Source organism: Paraburkholderia sp. RCC_158 (genome assembly GCF_041355255.1).
GTDB lineage: Bacteria > Pseudomonadota > Gammaproteobacteria > Burkholderiales > Burkholderiaceae > Paraburkholderia > Paraburkholderia graminis.
The window spans coordinates 1-22246 of the sequence record NZ_JBFUPM010000022.1; the positions used below are offsets into that span (position 1 = coordinate 1).

The window sequence follows — 22246 nt, forward strand, 5'->3', positions numbered from 1 at the left end:
GCGAACACGGCGAGCACTACCTTGCCCAGCTCAACGATCTCCGGCAGATATGCCTGAATCTCTGTGCGAACCGAGTGGAACAGTCCCACCAGCGAGGTGAACTCGTTACTCAGCCCTTGCGCCCAGTTCTTTGCATCCGGCGTGCCAAAGAGCTCCATGATGGAGTTCAGCTCGTCCTTGGCGGCCTTGAAAAAGCCCGCATCGCCGACGTCGGCCTTGAACAGATCCCATTTGGTGTTGAGTTTTTCGAGCGTGCCCATCCAGGTCTGCATCTGCTCGGCAGCCGCGCCCATCGAGTCGATCTCGAAGGCGCCAAGCATCTTCTTGATTGCGGTGCCCGAGGCGATAGTGCCCTTGCTGATCGCCTTGGTCAGGTCGGCCATCGACATGCCCATCGAGTCGGCCATCATCTGTGCGGCGTTCGGGATCGCCTGCGAGAGCTGCATGCGCAGTTCCTGCAGCGACACGACGCCCTTGCCCGCCATCTGTTGAATTGCGAGCGCAGCACTTTTCAGCTGTTCGGAACCCCCACCATACTTCGCAACCTGATTGAGCAGCGCCTCCATCGACCCGTTCATCGGGTCAATGCCCCCGGTGCGCAGCTTCACGAAGGTGTCCGTGAGCGACTGGAGCTTGAACGGGACGTTCTGTTCGAGATTAAGAATGAACGCCTTGCCGAGCGCGGCATCGGCCGAGCGGCCCGCGTCGTCAGCGGCACTGGACAGGCCCTTCAGAACCACGCCCAGCTTTTCGAGCTCGCCGGACGTCTCAAGCACTGCCTTGGGCAGCGCGAGGAACACGCTGTCGAGGTCCATCAGCGCGAACTTGACCGCGCCGATCGACGTCACCCACTGGTGGAAGGTGACGCCGGCCGAGTTGATCTTCGCCTCGATCGCGGCCACCCCCTGTCCGGTGCTGGCAAACTGTGCCTCCAGCGCCTTGAGCTGGGCGGCAGTTGCCTGCGCCGTGACCCTGAACCCGCTGTCGTCGAGGATCAGGTTGTAGCCGATATTGTCGAGGGTATTGCTCATCGTGGTCCTGTCACAGTCCTTGACGGGCCATCGCCTTCAACTCTGCGAAGCCCGCCTCGTCGCGTTCCGCCTTCAGGGGATCAAACCCTTGGGCAGTCTGGAAAATCTCAGCTCGGAGCTTGGCTTCGTATGCGCTGCACCCTTCGGCGCTCTGGCGCGATACATGCAACGTCATGGCGCGGAGGTCTTCTTCCGCGAGCAGCCGGTTGATGTTGCGGTTAAGGGTCCAGAAGGCCCGAACGGGCAATGCCATTACCTGCTCGTAGTTGAGCGGGTAATGGCGCATCACACGGGTGAAGAGCAGGCCGAAGTCGAGTTCGTTCGGGCTGTCGTCTTCCCCGTCAGGACCTACTTTTTTTCGGCGTCTGCTCCGGCCGCGGGTGCAGCGCCTTCGACGTCAGCCTTTTCGGGGTCGAAAATGCCGCGAATGAAGCCCACCAGCACGCCGAGCTTTTCCAGCGGCAGCTTGTTCAGTTCGCTCTCCGGGACGGTCGGCACCGCGCGCTTGACCGACGCGATCATTTCCGCCATCTGGACCTTCGGGTCGCTGTTGCCTTCGAGGCGCTCGGCCGCGAGGTTCGTCTCGATGAAGTCCTCGACGCTCATTTCCTGCACGTCGTAGGACGCGCCACCCAGCGTTACCTGGCGCTTGGGCGCCTTGGTCGGCAACGTGTCGAGGTTCAGGATCTTGATGTTTGCGGCGCTCTTGCTCATGGTGTATTCCGATGTAGGCAGGCCGGCATTGAGCCGGCCTTAATTCATTTGTGACTTATCTGACGCGCCGGGTATTACGCCGGTGCGCCGCCGATACCGAACAGCTGCTTGGTGGCCGGGTCCGGGTAGCCCGTGAACGTCACGTCGAAGATGCGTTCCTTCTGCACGTCATACGTGTAGTTCATGGCGCCCGCGGTTGCTGCCAGCGGGATCACGAAGTCCTCGCTGTAGTCGTTCGCGGCCTTGCCGATCGGGTGCAGACGCAGCTCGCCGGCGAGGTCCAGCAGGCTCGTGCCGACGCCCGTGGTAACGATCGCCTTGGCCGTCGAGTCGACGCCGCCCGCGAGGGTCGCGCCTGACAGCGTGAAGTCGGCCGGCACCGAGACTGCCAGCGAGAACGTGTTGCCCGTCACGCTATTCGTGAGATAGCTTACGTTCACGTCCGAGCCCGATGCAGCGTAGTGCGCAACGGTCAGGGCCGGATCGATCGAGGCCGCGAGCGCCGCGGCAATCGCCGACGCCTGTGCTGCGTTCGTGCCAGCAATCAGGATTTCGTTCGATGCCGAAGCTGCTGTCTTGAACGTGAAGACCTTGCCGTTCACCGTCAGCGTGTCGCCATCGACCGGCAGTGCCGAAACCGTGATCTTGCCCGTTGCGGCAGCGCCACCCGAGCCAACCAGCGACGCGCCCGGCATCGTGGTCACGAGGTTATCCAGCGTCGTTTCGGCGAGCGGCGTCTTCACCGACACGTCGCGCGACATGATCGTTTCGTTGACGGTCGTCTGACCGAACTGGTCCACGTTCGTCTTGTGGGTGTTGGTCGTGACGGCCACCGTCACGCCGCCCTGGGTGTAACCCAGATCCTTGCCTTTGTAGAAGACGGAGCAGATGCCCATCTTCACATTTTTTGTATCGCTTGCCACCTGAAAAACTCCTTTGCAAAGAGGTTTGAACGGAGACAGTAAGTCACACGTTACTTAACTATAGCGGAAGCACATAGGCGCAGTCAATGTTCGTCACGAACTCGGTCAGTCCACCGGCGGGAATCGGGTAGCTGACGGGGAGCGTGCGCGGCCGCGAATACTTCACGAGCATCGGTCCAACCTGCGTCTCTGCGTTGATGGTGAGCGCGGCCATCGCCTGCATGATCAGCGTGCGCGTGGCGGTGTAGTTCTTGCCGCGCGCGACCAGCGCGAACTCGCCCTTGTAGTAGCCTGGGAGCTCCGGGTCGATCTTCGTGCCCTTGTAGCTTGCCTTGAGCAGAATGCCCGCGTCGCCCGCGCGCATCTCGTTGATGAAGATGCTCTGTGCCTTCACTCCGCAGCCTGTCTGCTCGAGCAGTGCGGCGATCGGTTCGAGTTCCATTACACGCTGTCCTTTACGATCTGCTTGACCTTCTTGCCCATTTCGCCGACCCGCGAGCGCATCGCGCGTTCCATATACTTGCCGCCGACCTTGCCGGAGCCCCCATCCTTGGCAATCGACCCCTCATCGAGCTTGTAGCCGCCGGTGCCATAAGGTGCGAGCGCCTCGTGCATGATCACCGCGTATTCGCTCACCGGCTTGCCGTGAATGTCGATCGCGGCCGGGTCCACCTGCACGGTGATCTGGGTGCGGTTGTTGATACCGCCGCGGTCTTCGACAGCGTGGATCGCGTCTTCGAGGTCGCCATCCTTGTGCGGCGCGTTCTCCTTGGCGAGCTCGACGATGTTATCGGCCTCCTCGCGCATGACCGCGAGGATCTGCCGGCTCGAGCGCTCGCCGAGCTGGTTCAGCCTGATGGCGAGCAGCTCCGGGCTGAAATTGCTTTTGACTAGACCCATGGCGTGCCCCCGGCGAGGTAATGGTCAAGCACGCCCATCGTGCTGATCTGTGGCTCCATCGACACGATGCGCAGCACCTGGCCGGCGATCGTGAGCTGGTCGCCGAGCTTCGCCTTCGTCGCGGCAGTGAGCATGATGCTGGCGGTGACACCCAGGTCTTCGGCGTGCTCCATCGAGCCCGCGAGCTGCGCGCGGGAGTTCGTGGCCTTCGCCTCGGTTTTCAACGAGACAAGCGCGCACCCCTCGGGAAACGGCGTGCCGGGCACGTCTTCGCCGTAGAGGTTGCGCGCGCTGTTCGGCGCAATGAGGCAGCGCATGTTAGGTGTGAACATGGCTTACCCCGCCACCGCGAGCAGCGCGCTCGAGTTCGGATGGAAAATCTCATCGCGCACCGACAGGTATGACGGGTGAACGCCCCCATCGGAGATCGCGAGGATCTGACCATTGCCCTCGTGCGCGGGGTCCGGGTAGCTCACCTGCACCCGCGACGCCCCGCGCGCTGCGGCGATGCGCACGAACGCGTCAGCATAGGTCGTCTGCAGTGCGGCGCGCACGGTCGCCGCGGCAAACACCGAGGGCTTCCAGTTGCGCCCGCGCGTGTCGAGCACCGCGAACGACAGGGGCTTTTCCTGACTGGCGATGCGCACCGCGCGGATCGCATTCTCGTAGGGGCAGCCCTCGTTGACCATCATGAGCTCCACGCGCAGGTAGAAGTCCCGCATGCGCTTGGCGGCCACCGCGCAGTCCTTGTGCAGGGCTGCAGACAGGATGCCGAGCACTTCGGCGCGCGTGGCCCGCGCGGTCTTCACGATGTCAGCCACGAGCGGCTCAGGCACCTGCCCGGCGGCGCCCGCATCGTTGACCGCAGACTCCGAAGCGTCCGCAAGTCCCGAATCCAGCCAGTTGGCGAACGCGGTGAGCGTGCTCTGCTCCAGCTGGTCGCTGTTCAGGCGAAACGTGTTCATCGCGCGCGCCGAGGTGGGCACCGCGCCCGACATGCTCTCGGCGACGAGCCCGGTGAGCGCCAGGTGAAAGCTGCGGTAGGTCTGCTCAACGAGCGCGCCGATCGTATCGGTGGTGTGGTTTTTCAGGCTCATGCTCAGGCTCGCGAAAGGCGGACACGTTTGACGATGTAGCGCGAGAGTTCGTGCATCGCGCGCGGACAGATCAGCTGGCGCACCGGGCGCACCTGACCGAACATCGTGGTAGAGCTGCCGATGGTCTCGGACGTGATGCCCTGCTGGCGCTTGGCGAGCACCGGATCGGTGCCCAGCAGATCGTCAGCCTCCATGACCTGCGCGCGCTCCATGCTCTGCCGGAAGTCGATCGGCAGCGACAGATACTGGTCCTGCGTGAACTGGATGATCGAGTAGATGCCGAACTCCGGGAAAATGAAGTTCTGCCAGTTCTCGCTCCACCGGTAGCGGTAGCTCATCTGCCCGAGGTTCAGGCGGGCCTGGATCATCGCGGCCACGCGCGCGCTGCGGTCGGCCGCGTTCCAGCCGTTCAGGTTCGGAATGTCGAGCGCGACGAGCTCGGCCTTGTTGATCGTCTGGAACGAGTTCGTGCCCGGCACGAGCGCGCTGTTGCTGTCGCGCTCGAGGATGTATTCCTGCGTTTGCAGCACGTCGCCCGCAAGCGTGCCGAGCGTGAGCTCGACGCGGCGATACGCGCGCAGCGTGCCGAACTGCGGCACGAGGTTCGAGGCCGGCGGCGCGGGCGTCTGGTTCATCGCGGCCGGAATGAGAACGATCAGCGGGTTGGCCGAGGTGTCCATGGCGACTGGCCCCGCCAGCACCGTGCCGTCCTCATCCAGCACGCGGTAGCTCGCCGCGCTGGGCAGAACGGGTTGGCCCTGGGCGTCAACGGCCGGAAAGCTCAGTTTGACATCCGACGCGGCGAGATACGTGTTCATGCGTTACTCCGCGGCCGGCGCAGCGACGGGCGCTTCGGCGGTCTCGGCGACAGGCGCGTCGACTACCGGCTCGACCGCTGCCTCAACTACGGGCTCGACCACCGGCACGGCTGTCTTCACTTCTTCAGCCGGCACGTCGCCCGCGGCCTTCGCAGCCTGCGCATTCAGGATCAGCTTGATGAGCTCGGCGATGCCGGTCGCTTTCACGCCGTAGACGTCGCCAATCTCGCGCAGCCCCTTGATGCCCTTCTCGCCCGCGATGTGCTCCAGCTGCTCGACCGAGAACTGCAGCACGGGCTTCGGCGTGCCCGTGGTGGGGTCGGTGCCGAGCACGCTCATCGAAATGCACTTGCTGTCGAGCGCTACCTGCGAGGAGCTCGGATTCGTGCCGTCGAGCCGGTCGATGCGCACGATGTTCGCAAGGCGGCGCGCGTCGCTTTCTGCTACGTCACTGACCGACTCGCCGGCCGCGAAATTGACGCCGCCAAAGTTGCCGGTATAGGACTCCCAGCCCTTCTGAACCAGTTTGATCTTCATGTGTTCCTCTCAAGAAAAAAGGGCATGGACCCAAGCCCATGCCCTTTATTTTAGCAGGGTAAGTCACGGGTGACTTACCTATCGCTTAGACGTTCGTGATGCCTCGCAGGCGGGCCAGCGAACGCGTGGACTTCAGTGCCGAACCGCAATACCACTTCACACGCAAGCGGTCTGCATCCTTGTTCTGCACCGTGCCGATGTCCTCGACGCGAATGCCCGCTTCCTTGCCGCCCCACAGGCCGTGGAAGCCGTCGAGCTCGTTCAGGCGGATCGCGTAGACCGACGTGGTGTTCACGTTCGTGCCCATCGTTTCGCCAGCTTCGAGCCAGTCGTTACGCAGGATCGGAATGCCGTTGTGGCCGAGCACTGCCTGACCAAAGTTCGGAATCTCGACCATCGCCGGCTGGATACCGCCGGTTGCATACAGCAGCGCGCGATACGCGCGGATCGTGCCCGCACGCATGACGTATGCGTCGGCGCCGTTGATTACGGCGTCGGCCAGTTCGTCCAGCATGTTCAGCGTGAGCGCTGCGCCGTTCGTATCGGCGTCCAGCGTCATGGCCGAGGTGACCAACTGCGGCAGACCGTCGAATTCCTTCGGGCTGGTCGTGGCGTTGCCCTGCGCGATGGTCTTTTTGAACTTGCGACCGACCGCCTTGGCCTTCAGACCGATCTGCGTCGCGCGCTGATCGTTCGTGTCCGACTCGGTTTCCTGCAGGAACTTGTCGACGTCCACGTCACCCGCAAGGATGCGCAGCTTCGACACGACTTCGGTGAACGTGCCAGCCGATTCGTTCACCTCGTCGTTCGGCGACAGGAAGTCGGCGTCCGGCAGGGTGTTTTCACGGTCATACACGTAGGCTTTGCCGTTGATGCCGACGAACGGCAGCAACGCGAAGAGCTCATCCTTCTCGATGATTTCCTCGATAACGCCTGCGACCAGCTGGTTGTTACTCAGCTTGTCGGCTTCTACTTGCAGCAATGGCATGGCTGTTTCCTTTCGAAAAGAAATGGGTATAGTAACCCGTGACTTACTTTATCAGGAAAGCCACGGGTTTACAAGCGGATCGCCTGTTACTTCACGCCCGCCTTGGCGAGCCCTGCTGCGATCTTCGCGCGGCCATGGCCGACCACCTGCCTGTTGGGCGAGGCGCCGACCGCGGCAGCCGGGTTGGTGTTCGAACCGGCGCCGGCCTTGAGCTTCGATTTCAGCAGCGAATCCTTGTCAGGATCGATGTCGACGAGCTTGGCAAGTGCCGCATCAAAGGCCAGCGGTTCGCCCTTGGCATCGACCAGCACATGACGGTCTTTCGCACCCGCCGGCTTGTCGAACGCCACGACCTGACCGTCCTGGAATTCAAAGTGGCTGCCATAGACACGCCGTGCCTTGGCAACGGAGAGCGTGAGCTCATCCGAAATGAACTTCGAGGAACCGAAGGCATTGCCCACGGTCAGCTCGGCGATCTGGGACTCGAGACCCGCGGCGCGCTGCTCCGAGGCCGTCAGCTTGTCGTCACGCTCCTTGAGCGCGGCGCCGTGCTGCTCGACCATCTGCGACTTCAGCGCGTCCCACTGGCCCTTCGCTTCCAGCTGCGCGACTTCGGCATCCTTCTTCGCCTGCACCAGCGCGCGCAGCTCCTTCGGGTCCAGACCATCGAACTCCTTCAGGCGTGCGGCGGCCGTTGCGAGCTCGGCATCCTTCGTCTTGAGCTTTTCCTTCTTGTCCATCACTTCGCGAAGCAGTGCTGCCTCGGTGTCAGTTGGCTTCTTGCCGCCAGTCGGAGCCGGGTCACCCTGCCCACCCTGACCGCCTTCACCACCTGCATTGCCGGTGCCCGCGCCAGCGCCGCCGGCACCACCTTCGCCGCCGCCTTCACCACCGGCACCGCCACCGCTGCCCGCGCCACCTTCGTCGCCCTGCGGCGCCCAGTATCCACGGCCAATCAGCGTCTGCTTCACGTTACGGAATCGCATGTTCTCTACTCTCGGTTTGACCGTTCTCTCGGTCGGGTTGGTTTGGTTAGGCCGATCGCTTGGCCCAATCTTTACTACGTGGACTTCAACATCTGATTCGAAATGGTTCTGCCACCCATTTTCTGAATCGAGGCGCTGGACATCGGATCACCCGATGCGCCGGCGCCAGGGGCTGCCAGTGCGTCCACTGGCGGCCACGCTTTCAGCTCACCCTTCATCTGCTTGATGATCGCCTCGGAGATCATCGGGAAGAGCTTGTCGATCACCGCGTCCATCTGCTGACGGCGCACCGCGTCGGGCGCATCGATCAGCGCGAGGCGCGCGGCGATGTCAAATTCGTCATACAGGCCGCGCACGTCGAAGTTATCGGGATACGCGACCATCTGGCGCTCGGCCGTCACGGTCGCATCGGGCGCGGTATCGAGCGGCACGCCGTTATAGAGCGACACCAGCTCGCAGAGCTTGCGCTCGACCTGTTCCAGCGCGTCAGCCTTGGCTGAGAGCAACGAGTTCACTCGCTCGAAGTCGTATGCCTTTGCCACGCCGGAGCTGTTGTCGATGCCCTGCGAGTTGTCTTCCTTGGTGCGCTCGCCGGCGAGGCCGATCGAGTGATAAATCTCGTTGATGATCTTGCTGATCACCTGCAGCACGAGCGCTGCCTGTTTCACGTCCGGGCTGATGAACTCGGGCTTGCCGCCGCCCGAGGCGTCGTAGCTGAAAATGCGCTTGGTGCCCATCTCCACCAGCTTGTCGAAGTTGCCCTCGTCACCGGCGGTGAGCGCCTGCGCCGGGATCACCAGCTGGCTGAAGGTCTGGTCCTGGATAATTGCGTCCAGGTTCGACAGGTAGTTCGCCACCGCCCGGTCCAGATAGGCGACGTCGGTAATCAGCGCGGGCGACGTGTAGGGGCTGTCGGAGATCACGTTGTCGGCCGCAAACACCGGCACGACGCCGAGGTTGTGCATCGCCTGCTCGCCAACCCTGATCGTTTTCCGGCCCTTCGCATCGACATCCACCGTGAACAGCTGCGAGAACTCGCGCGTCCACAGCCGGAAGCGGTCAACGATATTGCCGCTCGACTCAAGCGGATCGGCGTCGTCGCGCGCAGTCTCGTAGATGAGAATCCAGTTCAGCTTCTGGTTCTCGTCGTAGCTCATGTCCAGCGCGTGCTGGGGCTTGACGATGTAGGAGTAGACGCGCGCGTCGCTCGCCTTCTCGTCGGCCTTCGTCTGCACATCGGGCGTCTTGGTCGAATCGACCACAATCCACACGCGGCCGAAGGTTGACGTCCGGTTGCTCACGCGCTTCATGTAGTCGCCAATGGGCGAGTCGTTCAGCGTGGCACGCTTCCAGAAGTTCTTGATGCACTCGGGCGCGTCGTCGTTGCGCTTGATGTCGATCTTGAAAACGTATTTGTCGAGCAGGTCCACCACCTCGCGCGTGTGGTTGAACCGGTAGGCGCGCGCGAGCCGTTTCTTGAACTCGTCCTCGCCTTCCTTGATGTATTTGTGCAGGTTCTCGACGAACCAGGCCCGGCCACCCTCGTAGGTGGATTCCAGAAAGTCCCAGTGCGCCTCCATTGCTTCGTAAAGCGGGTGGCGGCGCGCGACGAACTGTTCGAGCTTCTTTTGATGACTGAGTGCCATGGATGCCTGTGTCCTTGTTCCGCGTGATTAAATCACTCGTGACTTACTATGTCAATCAAATGGAGACGCCTGCGATGGTCAGTTCGCGCACCGGGAACATGTATTGGACCGGATAGCCCAGCGCATCGCCCATGTGATCGACGCCCATGCTCTTGTCCACCTCGCGCCCGCCTTCCTGATAGATCGTCTGCTCGAGCGCACGGATCACTTCCTTGCACTTTTTGTCGACCTTCAGCTTCACCTTGCCGTCGGCCGAGCGCAGCATCCGGTTCACCGAGTTCACGCGGTCGGCCACCGGCGGGTGCTTTTTGTGGAAGACGATGTGCTTGAAGCCCTTCTGCTTGAACATGTCGATGTCCGACTCGCCGCGCGCGTGCTGGCGGTAGGAGCCGGCCGGATCGGGGAAGATCGTCACGCGCTTCATGAGCTTCCAGTAGAGGCGCTCGAGCTCGTCGCAGACCTCCTCGGTGTTCGAGGATTTGAGCGACAGCTCGTGCACCACCCAGACCTCGCCGTTTTCCTGCGGCTGCAAGATGCAGGAGCTCATCGGGTCGATGTTAAAGTCCTGCCCCACCCAGATCGGCAGCGCCGGGTTGAACGCGTAGTCGCCCGTGTGGATCTTCCGGTCAAACGGGTAGTAGACCCGGCCGCTCATCGTCTCGAACGAGGCTTCAAACTCCTGCTTGAACGATTTCTCGTCCATGTCGGCGCGCGCGGCCTCGATTTCGGACGCCGGGATGAACGGCGAGGTGATCGTCGGGAACTGCCAGCTCTTCCAGCGCCCGAGGATCTGGTTCTTCGTGTCCTGGCCGAGCACGTAGAGGTCGTAGAGGAAGTTGTAGGACTTCGGCGTGCCGATAAAGAGCGCGTGGCCGCCGGTCGACGCGAGCGTCGGGCGCAGCACCTTTTTCCAGGCTTCGGGGTTGATATCCTGCACTTCGTCCATGACGAGAAAGTGCACCCCGACGCCGCGCAGCGAGTCGGGGTTGTCGGCGCCCTTCAGTTCGATGCGTGTGCCGTTGACCAGCAAGATCGTGAGCGTGGTCTCGTTGACCTTCTTGATCCAGCGCTTCGGGATTGCTGCAAGCAGGTCCGGCCACATGATCTGTTTCGCCATCCGGTAGGACGGCGCGACATACCACACGAGGCGTTTTGGCACCTTCGCGTATTTGATCAGCGAGACCTTCGCCAGCTGCGTCTTGCCCCAGCGCCGGCCGGCGACCACCACGCGGAAACGGTGCGGCGAGCGGAACACCTCCATCTGCTTCGGATGGAGGAAGATCGCCCCGAGCTCCGCGGTGATCGCCTTGACGGAGGGCAGCCCCGGCTCACGCAGCTGCATCGCCACCCTCGTCCATGTCGATCGTGTCGGGCGATGGCAGCACGGTCATGATGTCGTCGTCGCCCATGTCGATGCCGCTGTCATCCTGACGCTGCTGCATTTCGAGGATCTGGTCCGCGGTCATTTCGTGGATGCCCAGCTCCGGCAGCTCGTCTTCGTCGCCCTTCTCGCCGTCGTTGATACCCAGCAGGATGAAGCGCTCCTCGCGCAGCGTGGCGAGTGCCTCGGCCGCGAGCTTGAGCGTCTTGATCTCGTTCTGCACAGTGGCGAAAGGATGGCCCTGCTGCTGCGCGGTGACGAGCTGCTTCTGGATGAGGCCCGCGATCACCTTCGCCGCGGCGTAGTGGGAATCCTTCGTCTCGCGAATCTTGCCCGCGATGACGCCCGCCTCACCCGCAAGCTGCGCGTTGACCTGTTCGGTGACCGCGGACTGCACCTGCGCGCGTTTTGAGCCCTTCTCGGCCCCTGCTTTCGACAAGACGAGACTCACCCCGCGCTCGGTGCGCGCAAAGCGCCGCGCGAGATCGGAAAGCGTCACCTCGCCCGACTCCCACAGGGCGATCATGGTGGCCTTCTGGCTCTCGGTGAGCTTTTTCGTGCCGAGCCCCTGGCCCACCCGTGACTTCGGGGCCGCGCTGTTCGTGTCGCTCATCACTGGACCCCGTAAAAAAAATGGGGCGACCTGTGCGGTGCGCCCCTTGGAGGTGTTGCTTCGAGGAGCAAACTATAACCGTTCGGCGCCAAGTTGTAAATAACCCGTGACTTATCATTATGGGCAGACTGATCCACCCGCAGACTTCTGTTCATTGCTTCATCCTGTGCCTAGAGACCCCAACCTTCCCGCGCCGCGCCCTCTCTTACGATTCTTTCAAAATGTGTCACTTTTCGGGGTTCCCATAGTTTTTAAATGTAGCTTTTATAAGGTTTTAAAAAAGAAGGGTTATATATAGAGGGAAACCGAAAAAGTGACACATGGTAACAATTACAATTTTTGCTCACTTTTTAATCAATGATCTCTTCCTCGAAGAAGACCTGCGGCTCGGGGAAAGTGAGCTCCGGGAGAGAAAGAAGCTGCGGCTCGAGGGAGACCTCCGCGGCTCCCATATCCAGCTCCGGGATAAGGGCGGCCGAACCGGAGACCTGCGGCGCGTCCTCTTTAATTGACGGCCCACTTACCTGCGCGGCTGCCGCACCGACCGCGGCGCCAGGCCCGGGTGCCGGCCGGCCCGTGCCACCGATGACTGCATGTCCCAGCGCCGTCGGTGCGATTAGCCGGCGCACGCGGCCGCGGCGGTGCTCGGCGACGCTGCGGTCGATCAGCTGGTGGCGCTCAATCGCGCGCAGCGAGAACTGCAGGCTTTCCTTGGACGTCGCGTAGGGCAGGCGCTCGAGCAGCTGGTCAAGGTCGACCACGGCGCCCGCGGCGGCGCCGGCCACCACGACCTTCATGATCTCGATCTGCTTGATGGTGAGGTTCATGGCGTCTCCAGAAGATCCAGGCGCAACGGCTCGTCAACGCCCTGATTCTCAAACGCCGACAGGGGAATGCGCGCCGGCAGCGCGCGCATCGCCTGCGTGGCCGCGTCCCAGTCCGGGTTCACCCATGCCGCGTAGACAGTCGCGCCGAACACCAGCTGCTGCGTCTGCTTCAGGAGGTAGCCGATTTCCATCGACTCGACGCGGCTCGTGCCGTTCAGCCGGTTGTCGCCCGACTTCTCCATCGAGCTGTTGCGGTAGTAGAAGGCGCGCAGCTCCTTTAACGTGTGCTCGCGCAGGTAATCGGGCATCGCCTCGATCTCAGCCTTGATTGCCACGTAGTCGTAGGCCGGGCTCTTGAAATGCCGCGCGAAGAACGCGAGGCCCGACTCGAACGCCGGTGCCGACTTCGGTTTCACGAAGCGCATGCCCGCCTTGATCGAGAACGGGTTGTAGCGGCTCATCGAGCTCCGCGATTCGACGTAGCGAAAGCCCATCAGCCGGTAGCCGATGTTCTTGAACCGGTAGGCAATGCCGCCGCCGCGATACATGGTGTCGAGCACCGTGCGCGACGAGAGGATCAGGTTCTTGTTGATCCACGCCATGCGCTGCACGTTCATGAGCTTGGTGTCGCGCCCGTTCTGGTTCGGCCGCATGTGCGGGAACACCTGATTGCGGCCGGAATCGAGCGGCTTGGGGACCGTGAAGACCATCACGCCGATGGTGTGCGCGGTGTTCACCCCGTCATCAAGCACGAGGCGCACGTAGCGCGGGCCGATCCCGTTCTGGCTTGCCTTGTAGTGCAGCTCGTGCAGCAGCTGCCAGTCTTCCAGCGTGCCGCGCTCCACATACATGTGCTTCATCAGCGAGAGCGGCCGCGTGCCGGCCGCCGGGTCGCGCCAGGCGAGCAAGGGGCTGTCCGGGTCGTCGGAAGCCGTCAGCTGCTCCGCCAGGTTCAGTGCGGTGGCCGGCGCGCTCATTCGAAACTCAGCCCGCGTGCAATCACGCCGTGCACGGTCAGCCAGTCCTCGACCTGCGCCCTCGTGCGCGCGCCGACGAACTGGGCCTTCACGACCGTGTTATGGACCACGCGCACGTTCGGCACGTTGCGCACGCCCAGCGTCTGCAGATCCTCGGGGCTGAAGTCCTCGACGTTCAGCTCGGTCAGGTCGAGCCCATACTCAGCCTTGAGCGCGACGAGCGCCGGCTTCACCATCTTGCAGGGACCGCACCACGGCGCGGTAAAGATCACGACTTGCGGAGCCTGCTTCGAGGCAGCCACCGCCGTTTCATAGAGGGCGTTCATCAGGCCATCCTTTTCAAAAGTTCATAGGCTTCGTCGCGTGTCATCGCGCGATGCCCCTCCGACGCGTCAGAAAGCGCTGTGAACGCTTCGATGCGCAGCTTCTCCCGATACCGCTTCTCGATGTAGAGAGACGGCTGCAGGTCTTCCACGAGGTCGAGGTGGGTCGTCGCAACGATCACCGTCGCGTTGACCTTGCGCGCGGTCTTCTGCAAGGCGAACGCAATCACCTTCGCGGCCGTGCGGTCGAGCACCGCCATGAATTCGTCAGCCACCCACACGTCGGCCTGGCTCTCGATCGCCTTCGCGAGCTTGAAGCGATAGCGCTGGCCGTCGGAGAGCTCGCCCGGCTTGCGAATGAAGAGGTAGGCGTCGTTAAGGCCGGCGATGGAGAGCAGCCGGATCGCGTCGTTGGTCGAGGTGCCGATCTGGTCGATCAGCGGCAGATCCGGGTCGATCGCCACCTCGTCAAGGTTCGCGACTTTCTGCCCTTCGCGCGCCATCTGCTGCGCGAGCTCGCGCAGCAGCAGCGACTTGCCTGAACCGGACTGGCCCGTGATGTAGACGACATCGCCCTGCGCCACGTCGAGCTTGAGCTGGTCGAAGATCACGAATTCCTTGTCGTCGAGGCCCAGGCCGAACGCTTCAGCGACCTCCACGACGCGCTGGCTACGCGCGACGCGGGTGTGAAAGCGCTTGTCGATGGTGTAGACGCTCATGCCAGCTCCATCGAGTTGACGTGCGACCACCAGATCATGACCTTCGGGTTGTCCTGCCAGAAGCGGCATAGGCCGTGCGCGAGGTGCGTGACGTGGAACTCCTCCTCGTCCTTGCGATCGCTGCCGTCGTCGGCCTCGCACAGGGTCAGGATGCAGTGCATGACCTCGTGGATAAACGTGTCGGCGAGGTTGCCCGGCGACTGCTCTTCGCGGATCAGGATGTTCTCCCGAATGCCCGACGATGCGCCGTAGAAGCCGCCCGTGGCGTCGCCCACCTCGGCGCTGACCAGTTCGATATCGAACCAGAGGTTGCCGACCCGCACGCGCTTGGGCAGGCCATCGTAGTGCTTCATGCTTCGTTTTCTCATACAGTCACCTGTGACTTATTCGACAGTCTGAAGGAATGCCACCAGCGCGTCTGCGCCGGCAAGGCCCGTTGCTGCCTGCGCGCGCGCCATGAAGCGCACGATGTGGATCTCGTCGGCGCCAGCCACATCCTTGAAGCCGAAGACCTTCGCGAGCGGCACGCGCCGCGCGCTGACCTCATCAGCCTTCGCGTGGGCCGCCTCCTCCTGCAGCTCGACGGCAACAGCGACATCCGGCACAAAGGCGGCGTCGTTCAGCTCGCCCAGATCGGCGGCCGAGAACTCGAGCTCCTTGGTGTCGAAAATGCCGGTGAGCAGTGCCTCAAGCCCGCCTACTTCGTCGCGGAACATCAGCGTGTCGATGCCGCCCTCGTTCGTGCGGTTATCGGCGAGGCGCAGTGCGCGCTTTTCTTCGTCGGTGAGGCCCGAAATGACCACGACCGGCACGTCTTCGCGTCCGAGCTTGATGGCGGCCAGTCGGCGGCCGTGGCCGGCGATAATCTCGCCGTGCACGTCAATGACGATCGGCTGGGTCCAGCCGAACTGCTGGATCGATTCGACAATCTTGGCGACCTGCGCGTCGTCGTGCTTCTTGACGTTCTTCGCGTAGGGAATCAGGCTGGCGACCTTCCAGGTGCCCTCCTGACGCGTAATGCGGGGCTTCATTGGGTCTCCAGTTCTTCGGGTTGGGAATACGCGGCGAGCACGCGGTCAAGCTCGTCATCGGTCTCAGGCTCGACGCCATCGAAGATGGGCGACCAGTCGATCGACGTGGCACCGCCGTGAAAGCGCACGAGCGCCGCCTTGCGCTCGGACATGTGCTCATCGAGGTTGTCGATCGGCTCAAAGTGCTCTGCGCGCACGCAGCTCTCACAGATCGCCGGCTCCCGGTTATGGAAGTAGCACTGCTGGCACTCCGGGTATTGGAACTCGGCGTGCGGGATGCGGGCAAAACCCTGCGGTCGGCTCATACGGTGATCCAGTCGTCCGCGAGGCAGTCATTCACGCTCGGCACCCAGGTGCTCACCGTGTCATCGACGTTCTTGATGGCAAAGTAGGCGTTGTAGGGCACGAGCGAGCCTTCGCCGAAGTGGGCCTTCGCCGCACCCGTCTGCACCGGGTAGGCCGCGGCCGGCACGAGGTAGACGAACATACCCCTACCGTTCCAGCCCACGCGCGCGAGGCGGTGGCCCATGCGCATCGCTTCGAGCGCCATGCCGAAGCTCAGGCCGACGGCCGCGCGATAGGAGCCTTCAAACACATCCTTGGGCGACCAGCTCACGTAGCCGGCGCGGCCTTCGACGTTGGGCTTGCCGCCGTCCGCGTATTCGACGAGGAAGCCCTCGTCTGCGCCGTTCTCGTTGGCCGGCAGCGGCCAGCCGCGAAACTCGTTGTAGGCCGCGCGCGTCATGGGTTCTGCGAACACAACGTTCGTGCCGATGTATCGGTTCATTTGTATGCCTTCATGAGATCGACGAAGGCGTTGCCCGCATTCGTCATGGAGTCTTCGGTGGTGAATCCCTGTTCGCGCTGGCGGCGCTCGATGGCGCTCGTGACCCAGGCCACGTCTTCGACCGGCACCTTGAAGCGCATCACCTGATGGGTGGCGCCCACACCGGCGCCCGACAGATCAGGCATCGGCGTGTCATCGAGCCGGTCAAGCTCGTCGATGTCTATACTCGACGCTGCGAGAATGGTTTCCAGCTCGCCTTCGGTGTAGGGCAGAAACGAGCCCACGTCTTCGGCGCCAAGCTCTTTCAAGAGGCGCGACAGTGCGAGGGTGTCGTCTTCGCCGTAGCGGCCGTTATCGGCCAGCCCGATTTCTTTTGCGACGGTATCGCTGACCGGGCCGACATTGACGATCGGCACTTCGGTGTAGCCCGCGCGCCGTGCTGCTTCCCAGCGATGCTGCCCACCGAGGATCTCAAGGTGATCAGCGTTCAACGCGGGGCGCACGACGATTGGCTTGTAGAGGCCGAAGCGCTTCAGGCTCTCGTCGAGCTTGGCCTCGTTCTCGACCGTCATGGTGTTGGTGTTCCAAGGGTTCGCGCGAAGACTGTCGATAGCGACCACGCCCTGCGTAACCTGGAATCTGGTGGGTGAACCTGACATAATGTGTCCGTATAAGGAAGTCACCGCTTACTATACTTCCTCACTCTTATAGAGGCAAGAAATGACCACTCCCATGACCCTCGCCGCTGGTGCGGTGAACGCGAAACTGATCGGTGCGAGCCGCGAGGTGAAGCTGCTCGTTCGCGAGAAGCTGTCCTATCTCGTGGACGGCGCGAGCTACTCGCAGGCGTTCAAGGGCACCTCGTGGGATGGCTCATCGAGCTTCTACGACTTCGCGACCGACACCTTCCCGGCGGGCTTCGTCTACAAGGTGTATTCGACGCTCCTGAAAGCGGGCTACCGCGTGAATCTGGTGCGCAAGCCCGCGCCCGCGCCGCTCGGCCCGGAGCGCCCCGAGGTCGACAGCTTTGGCTACGACCCGCGCTATGCGTATCAGCCCGAGGTGGCCGACAAGCTCGTCAAGCACCGCCAGATCATTGCGCGCGTCGCAACGGGCGGTGGCAAGTCCCGGATCGCGCGCATCTGCTACAAACGCATCAACCGCGCGACGCTCTTTCTGACCACGCGGGGCATCCTGATGTATCAGATGGGTGAAGCGGTCACCGAGAACCTCGGCGAGCGCGTGGGCATCGTGGGCGACAGCCAGCGCGACTATTCACGTCAGTTCACGCTGGGCATGGTGCAGACGATCAGCCAGGCGATCGAGAAGTGGACCGACGAGGGCGAGCTGCTCGCGTTCATGAAAAACCGCGAAGCGGCCGAAGACCGTGAGGTCGAAAAGCAGCACGCGCGCCTCAAACGCCAGAAGGCGACGACCACCGAGATCGCAGAGGCGACCACGACGCTGCGCAGGCAGCTCGTCGCCGCGCGCCAGCCGGACGCCGTAGTGGTTGCCGAGATCCAGGCGAAGGTGAAGGAACACAACCGGAAGCGCGAGGAAATGATCGCGTTCCTGTCAAAAATCGAATTCGTGATCCTCGAGGAGGCGCACGAAGCATCGGGTGCGGGCTTCTACGAGATCATGCGGCACTGCGTGAATGCGCACTACCGGCTGGCGCTGACCGCGACGCCGTTCATGAAAGACAGCCAGGAGGCGAACATGCGCCTCGAGGCGTGCAGCGGCCCGGTGGCGATCACCGTCACCGAGAAGCAGCTGATCGACCTCGGCGTGCTGGCGACGCCCTACTTCAAGTTCATCCGGCTGCAGAACCCGGCGCCGCAGTATGAGGAAATGGTCGAAAGCAAGGGGCTCACGCGCAAGGTCACGCATCGGCTCTTCCGCTCGACCCCGTGGCCCAAGTGCCTTGAGATCGGCGTCGTGCACAATGAGGAGCGCAACCGCGCGATCGTCTATGAGGTGCAGCGCGCGGCCGCGCACGGGCTGCCGTCGATGATTCTGGTCGGGCGTAAGGACCACGGCCGGCAGCTCTCGGACATGCTCACGCAGGCGGGCATCCGGTGCAACTTCATCTTCGGTGAGCACGACCAGGATGAGCGCAAGGCGGCGCTCGCCGCGCTCGGTGACGGGCGCATCCAGGCGCTGATCGGTTCGACCATTCTGGACGTCGGGGTCGATGTGCCCGCCGTCGGCATGATCGTGCTCGCGGGCGCGGGCAAGGCCGAGGTGCAGACCCGCCAGCGCATCGGGCGTGGGCTGCGCGCGAAGAAGGGTGGGCCGAACGTTGCGTTCGTCGTGGACTTCATCGAAGCGGCCAATACGACGCTGCGCGACCATCAGGTCGAGCGCATGCAGATCATCCAGAACACGCCGGGCTTTGCCGAGCACATCGTGGGCGACTTCGACTACTCGGTTTTCAGGAAGGCCGCGTGAAGCACACCGTGTAACGACATTGCCGCGCAGCCCCTATAATCAAAATATGACATAACTTTTGGGGCTGCATAACAAATGACTGAACGCACACGAACCGGCATCGCGCTCGGCGAGCCGGCCCGCAATCGCATTGCGGAACTCTCGCACCTGACGGGCCTCTCCCAGAACGGAGTGATCGAGTCGCTGATCCTCGGCGTCACTGACGAACAGGTGCAGGCGATCATCGCGCGCGGCAACGCGCTCGTGAAAAGCGAGAAGCGCTCCCGGCTCGACCAGAAGCGCGTGCTGCGCGAGAAACTGCTGAACCTCACCCCTGAACAGCAAAAAGTGCTGCTGGAGTTGGCACAGAAGAGCGGTGGCGCGCAGTGAGCGCCTTCCATGCGGTAATGGAGTATGCGCGCGAGCACCTGCCCGGGATCGCCGCGGATATTGACTACGACACCTCGAAGAGCCTGCGCAGCCGTCAGTCTGTGATGAACGCGGTCGCGGAGGTCATGCGCCGGATCAACTACGTGCCCGACGCTGCGTCACTGCCCGAAGGCAAGGGCGGCTGGCGCATGACGCTCACGAGCAATCGTATGCTCAACCCAGCGTCTGCGGCGACTCTCTACAAGCGGTTCGTCGCGGATATGAATGACGACATGGTGAACTCGTTCAGGCATGCGCTCGAGTGCCGGGTCGCGCGGGAGAAGGGGTTGCCCGAGCCAGCGCCGCCGGTGCGCCACGGGCTTGATGACGATGAATGGGAGATGCGGGAAACGGCGAATCCGCCGGCGGCGGCGAAGATAAAGCCGCGGCGCTCATCGGACGAGGAGGTCAACGCGGTAGTGGGCAGGCTGCTCGAGCAGACGCCGCTGAATGACGAAAACTGGGGCGCGTGGTAGAAAGGCGCCTTTCAATACGGGGGAAATGATGAGAAAGCTGTTTTTACCGGCATTGCTGCTCGCGCTTACAGGGTGCGCAGCACAGATGGAAGACCTGCGCGCGACGGGCGCAAATGAGACGTTCACGGTCGCGGCCCCGCTGTCGTGCCTCTACGAGAAGGGCGTCGAACACACGGCCGGGGCAAATAGCTTCTCGGAGCCGCCCTTCACGTCATTCATCAACCGCACGGGTGACTCGGCATGGTTCAGGCAGCCGTTGACGCTGGTCGAGCTCAAGCAGGTGTCGGCCAATGAGACGGCGGTCGATCGGCGGCAAACTGGGTCGGCTTCAGCATTTGGTCAGGCGAACGATCTGCTCCACTATCTGAAGTCAAATCCCTGCGCGAGCTAGGCGTGGGGCACGACGGTAGCTGAGGGGCGCGCCAGCGCCCCAAGGCGCCGTTGCCTGGCCCCGCAGGGCCGAGCCAGTGCGATTGACCACTCGGGGCGTCCCAGAGCCCCAGAATCCCCTTCCCCACCTTCCACGCTCCACTGTCCACTGTCCACCCTGGCCGTATAAGGATCGCAATTCCACCGGCGCCTGGCTGTATAAGGATCGGGTTTCGACTGGCAAAAAATTAGGCGCGAGGCCCCACACCACACTTGACAAATCCTAAGACCACCGACGTCTGCCGTGATGGTCTTGACACTTGCGAAAAACCGTGCACCACTTCGCACGGTTTCGAATGATGGTTCGGTCGACTAACTAAATCAGGGTATCAATCGAGAGTGAAAACCGGTCGATTGCATCGCGTTCGAATTCAGCGCATTCGAATGCGCGCGAGTCATACCGCACAGGTGAGAAGTCATGTGCGTCGTGCGCGTCGTGCATTGCTTGTGTGCTGTGTGGGTTGATTGCTTGAAAGTGGGCGATTGCAGCGGTTTTCATGGGCGCGGGTATGGTCTGGTATGGGCGAGGGTTAGCGGGCGCGCTATGCGCCCGCTAATTCATTGGTGACTTACTTTGCAGTTAGTCTTTCTTTGCGCCCTTAACCAATTGCAGGGTCTCTTCACTTGCTTGCTCGACCATCTTAGCGATTGCAGCGATAAAGGGGGACTTTGCATTCACTTCAATGCTTGATTCGGTTGCGCCCTTTGCTTTAACCATCTTGCCCATTTGCAGGTATTTACAGAACCCGTTAGAACCGAACGAACGACTATTCTGTGTCGGTTCAGTAGTCACACCTACCTTGCGCATAACCTTTTGCAGTTTGCGAACCAATGCGGTATCTGCTACCACATCGCTAGTCGTTTCGTCCCCTTTGCCCGTAGCAGCGAACGCAAGCGCGCTTCGTGTGGTAGCGCCCGCATGCACAGCAGACAGCAGGGAAAGCGCTGTAACACCGTCGAGCATGCTGTAATCTTTAGCATGCAAGCATGCGAAGAATTCAGACACGCGCTTGACTGCTTTCACTCCCATATTGTCAGCGATGGTTGCGAGAAAGGTAATCTCATCAATGCGCGCTTTCTTCAGCATGCCCGCAGCAAACACGCAGAGTTTTTCATCCCAAAACTTGCGCGCGGTTTTCAGGTCGTCACATTCACCCGCTGAACCCGTTTTGACCGACCAACGATCGTTAGCGCGTTTGATTGCAAGCATGACATTTTCAAGCGTGAATTCGGTTTGGGCGATTTGTGCGTTCGACATTTTGATTACCTTTGATTGAGTGATTGATTCGGGATTTTTCCCGCTGCCCGCTTGGTTGCGAGTCAGTGAGAGAATCATAAGTCATCGATGAACTATCTGCAACGCTTTTTTGCTACTTTTTAAAGTTATGTCGTTTTGTGGTTTTTACGAGGATGGTATTGACGCACGAAAACCGTCGTGCTATTCGCGCACCCGCTCACACTTGAACAGTGCAGGAGCCCACTATGCGCAGCGCGACGCGGAGCGCATATGCCCTGACGTGGATTTGATCGGGAATGCGATGCTTCGTGGATCGAACGATCGGATGCTTCGTGGATCGAACGATGCGCTGCCCACCCGGTGCCATGCGTGCGCCGGCGCACGCAAAGCCGTTTTCTGCCAAGTTGCCCTTACCTGGCCCTTGTTTTTCCAAAAATCGCCAAGGATCTGAACGGATTTCAGGGTGGTCACCGAGAGCCGCGGCCCGCCATGGATACCTTACCTGGACCGCAGCCGCGGCAATTCACGGCATGAAAAAGACCAGCACCCGAAGGTGCTGGCAAAGTCACACGTATCACGGCGGGACTCACTCAGGTAAAACGGCACAGCACCAGCTTGTATTCAGTCCGCGTATGAACGGTCGGCGATCAGGGGTCGACGGCGGCGCGCGGTCATGGTGCGCAGCAGACGTTGCTCCTCATGCTCCTGTAGCAGCTCCAGGTCGCTCAGCTGCTCGTCGGTGTCGTCCTGACGGGCAAGCGCTGATTCAACGTGGATGCGACGGATGGACATGATGATCTCCTTGATTCGGTTGAGCGCTGCAGTGCGCTGTCGGGAGATAGAAGTTTGACGACCGAAGGGTGGCACACGCTTGGATGCGCGTATGCGGGCGCGGGGCACGCCATGGAGGGTCAGCTGACACACAGCGCAGGGCGCACTGTGCGGAA

General features: G+C 62.1%; 30 protein-coding genes. 4 read left to right on the plus strand and 26 right to left on the minus strand.

The window, feature by feature from the left end; translation table 11 throughout:
* The 24 genes from AB6809_RS29295 to AB6809_RS29410 all read right to left on the minus strand — a co-directional run.
* The coding region (locus AB6809_RS29295; protein WP_371027740.1) for a tape measure protein at positions 1–1031 on the minus strand (1031 nt) is incomplete at its 3' end.
* A 10-nt stretch (positions 1032–1041) separates the two neighbouring features.
* Positions 1042–1284 (minus strand): hypothetical protein, encoded by a 243-nt coding sequence (locus AB6809_RS29300; RefSeq protein ID WP_371027741.1) that lies wholly within the window; start codon positions 1282–1284, stop codon positions 1042–1044.
* 95 nt (positions 1285–1379) lie between these two features.
* Positions 1380–1745: a hypothetical protein gene (locus tag AB6809_RS29305; RefSeq protein WP_371027742.1), complete on the minus strand. Its 366-nt coding sequence runs from the start codon at positions 1743–1745 to the stop codon at positions 1380–1382.
* 74 nt (positions 1746–1819) lie between these two features.
* On the minus strand, positions 1820–2668 hold the full coding sequence (locus AB6809_RS29310; RefSeq protein WP_371027743.1) for a hypothetical protein: 849 nt from the start codon (positions 2666–2668) through the stop codon (positions 1820–1822).
* 58 nt (positions 2669–2726) lie between these two features.
* Entirely contained in the window at positions 2727–3110 is a 384-nt protein-coding gene (locus tag AB6809_RS29315) for a minor capsid protein (protein ID WP_371027744.1), read from the minus strand.
* Positions 3110–3568, minus strand: a complete 459-nt coding sequence (locus AB6809_RS29320) for an HK97 gp10 family phage protein (protein ID WP_371027745.1) — start codon at positions 3566–3568, stop codon at positions 3110–3112. The genes AB6809_RS29315 and AB6809_RS29320 overlap by 1 nt, the downstream gene beginning before the upstream one ends.
* Positions 3559–3900 carry a hypothetical protein gene (locus AB6809_RS29325; protein WP_371027746.1) on the minus strand — a complete coding sequence of 114 codons (342 nt, stop codon included), beginning with the start codon at positions 3898–3900 and terminating at the stop codon, positions 3559–3561. Before AB6809_RS29325 ends, AB6809_RS29320 begins: the two co-directional genes overlap by 10 nt.
* Before the next feature lie 3 nt (positions 3901–3903).
* Positions 3904–4665 (minus strand): hypothetical protein, encoded by a 762-nt coding sequence (locus tag AB6809_RS29330; protein WP_371027747.1) that lies wholly within the window; start codon positions 4663–4665, stop codon positions 3904–3906.
* 2 nt (positions 4666–4667) lie between these two features.
* Positions 4668–5483, minus strand: coding sequence for a hypothetical protein (locus AB6809_RS29335; protein ID WP_371027748.1), 816 nt, complete (start codon positions 5481–5483; stop codon positions 4668–4670).
* Between the two features lie 3 nt (positions 5484–5486).
* Complete coding sequence (locus AB6809_RS29340; RefSeq protein ID WP_371027749.1) at positions 5487–6020, minus strand: hypothetical protein; 534 nt, start codon at positions 6018–6020, stop codon at positions 5487–5489.
* An 85-nt stretch (positions 6021–6105) separates the two neighbouring features.
* The gene (locus AB6809_RS29345) at positions 6106–7008 is read right to left on the minus strand and encodes a major capsid protein (RefSeq protein ID WP_371027750.1); all 903 of its coding nucleotides are present in this window, start codon (positions 7006–7008) and stop codon (positions 6106–6108) included.
* Between the two features lie 86 nt (positions 7009–7094).
* The gene (locus AB6809_RS29350; protein ID WP_371027751.1) at positions 7095–7994 is read right to left on the minus strand and encodes a DUF6651 domain-containing protein; all 900 of its coding nucleotides are present in this window, start codon (positions 7992–7994) and stop codon (positions 7095–7097) included.
* 74 nt (positions 7995–8068) lie between these two features.
* Positions 8069–9640 carry a hypothetical protein gene (locus tag AB6809_RS29355; protein WP_371027752.1) on the minus strand — a complete coding sequence of 524 codons (1572 nt, stop codon included), beginning with the start codon at positions 9638–9640 and terminating at the stop codon, positions 8069–8071.
* A 55-nt stretch (positions 9641–9695) separates the two neighbouring features.
* On the minus strand, positions 9696–10982 hold the full coding sequence (locus AB6809_RS29360; RefSeq protein WP_371027753.1) for a hypothetical protein: 1287 nt from the start codon (positions 10980–10982) through the stop codon (positions 9696–9698).
* Entirely contained in the window at positions 10969–11634 is a 666-nt protein-coding gene (locus tag AB6809_RS29365) for a hypothetical protein (protein WP_371027754.1), read from the minus strand. Before AB6809_RS29365 ends, AB6809_RS29360 begins: the two co-directional genes overlap by 14 nt.
* Before the next feature lie 350 nt (positions 11635–11984).
* Complete coding sequence (locus AB6809_RS29370) at positions 11985–12461, minus strand: hypothetical protein (RefSeq protein WP_371027755.1); 477 nt, start codon at positions 12459–12461, stop codon at positions 11985–11987.
* Entirely contained in the window at positions 12458–13438 is a 981-nt protein-coding gene (locus AB6809_RS29375; protein WP_371027756.1) for a hypothetical protein, read from the minus strand. The genes AB6809_RS29370 and AB6809_RS29375 overlap by 4 nt, the downstream gene beginning before the upstream one ends.
* Positions 13435–13764, minus strand: a complete 330-nt coding sequence (locus AB6809_RS29380) for a thioredoxin family protein (protein ID WP_371027757.1) — start codon at positions 13762–13764, stop codon at positions 13435–13437. The genes AB6809_RS29375 and AB6809_RS29380 overlap by 4 nt, the downstream gene beginning before the upstream one ends.
* Complete coding sequence (locus AB6809_RS29385) at positions 13764–14549, minus strand: ATP-binding cassette domain-containing protein (protein ID WP_371027758.1); 786 nt, start codon at positions 14547–14549, stop codon at positions 13764–13766. The genes AB6809_RS29380 and AB6809_RS29385 overlap by 1 nt, the downstream gene beginning before the upstream one ends.
* Positions 14477–14833, minus strand: coding sequence for a hypothetical protein (locus tag AB6809_RS29390; RefSeq protein ID WP_371027759.1), 357 nt, complete (start codon positions 14831–14833; stop codon positions 14477–14479). The genes AB6809_RS29385 and AB6809_RS29390 overlap by 73 nt, the downstream gene beginning before the upstream one ends.
* A gap of 30 nt (positions 14834–14863) precedes the next feature.
* Complete coding sequence (locus AB6809_RS29395; protein ID WP_371027760.1) at positions 14864–15511, minus strand: ParB/Srx family N-terminal domain-containing protein; 648 nt, start codon at positions 15509–15511, stop codon at positions 14864–14866.
* Positions 15508–15816, minus strand: coding sequence for a hypothetical protein (locus AB6809_RS29400; protein WP_371027761.1), 309 nt, complete (start codon positions 15814–15816; stop codon positions 15508–15510). Before AB6809_RS29400 ends, AB6809_RS29395 begins: the two co-directional genes overlap by 4 nt.
* Complete coding sequence (locus AB6809_RS29405) at positions 15813–16298, minus strand: DUF2829 domain-containing protein (protein WP_371027762.1); 486 nt, start codon at positions 16296–16298, stop codon at positions 15813–15815. Before AB6809_RS29405 ends, AB6809_RS29400 begins: the two co-directional genes overlap by 4 nt.
* Positions 16295–16957 carry a ParB/RepB/Spo0J family partition protein gene (locus AB6809_RS29410; RefSeq protein ID WP_371027763.1) on the minus strand — a complete coding sequence of 221 codons (663 nt, stop codon included), beginning with the start codon at positions 16955–16957 and terminating at the stop codon, positions 16295–16297. The genes AB6809_RS29405 and AB6809_RS29410 overlap by 4 nt, the downstream gene beginning before the upstream one ends.
* A gap of 163 nt (positions 16958–17120) precedes the next feature.
* On the opposite strand from AB6809_RS29410, the gene AB6809_RS29415 reads away from it, so the two are divergent.
* The 4 genes from AB6809_RS29415 (at position 17121) to AB6809_RS29430 (ending at position 20024) form a co-directional block, all read left to right on the plus strand.
* A complete protein-coding gene (locus AB6809_RS29415; RefSeq protein ID WP_371027764.1) occupies positions 17121–18749 on the plus strand; it encodes a DEAD/DEAH box helicase in 1629 nt (542 codons plus the stop codon).
* Between the two features lie 75 nt (positions 18750–18824).
* Positions 18825–19118 (plus strand): hypothetical protein, encoded by a 294-nt coding sequence (locus AB6809_RS29420; RefSeq protein ID WP_371027765.1) that lies wholly within the window; start codon positions 18825–18827, stop codon positions 19116–19118.
* Positions 19115–19633: a hypothetical protein gene (locus tag AB6809_RS29425; RefSeq protein WP_371027766.1), complete on the plus strand. Its 519-nt coding sequence runs from the start codon at positions 19115–19117 to the stop codon at positions 19631–19633. The genes AB6809_RS29420 and AB6809_RS29425 overlap by 4 nt, the downstream gene beginning before the upstream one ends.
* An 85-nt stretch (positions 19634–19718) precedes the next feature.
* Complete coding sequence (locus AB6809_RS29430) at positions 19719–20024, plus strand: hypothetical protein (RefSeq protein WP_371027767.1); 306 nt, start codon at positions 19719–19721, stop codon at positions 20022–20024.
* 618 nt (positions 20025–20642) lie between these two features.
* On the opposite strand, the gene AB6809_RS29435 is transcribed toward AB6809_RS29430, so the two are convergent.
* Positions 20643–21398, minus strand: coding sequence for a hypothetical protein (locus tag AB6809_RS29435; RefSeq protein WP_371027768.1), 756 nt, complete (start codon positions 21396–21398; stop codon positions 20643–20645).
* A 522-nt stretch (positions 21399–21920) separates the two neighbouring features.
* Positions 21921–22091 carry a hypothetical protein gene (locus AB6809_RS29440; protein WP_371027769.1) on the minus strand — a complete coding sequence of 57 codons (171 nt, stop codon included), beginning with the start codon at positions 22089–22091 and terminating at the stop codon, positions 21921–21923.
* Positions 22092–22246 lie beyond the last annotated feature (155 nt).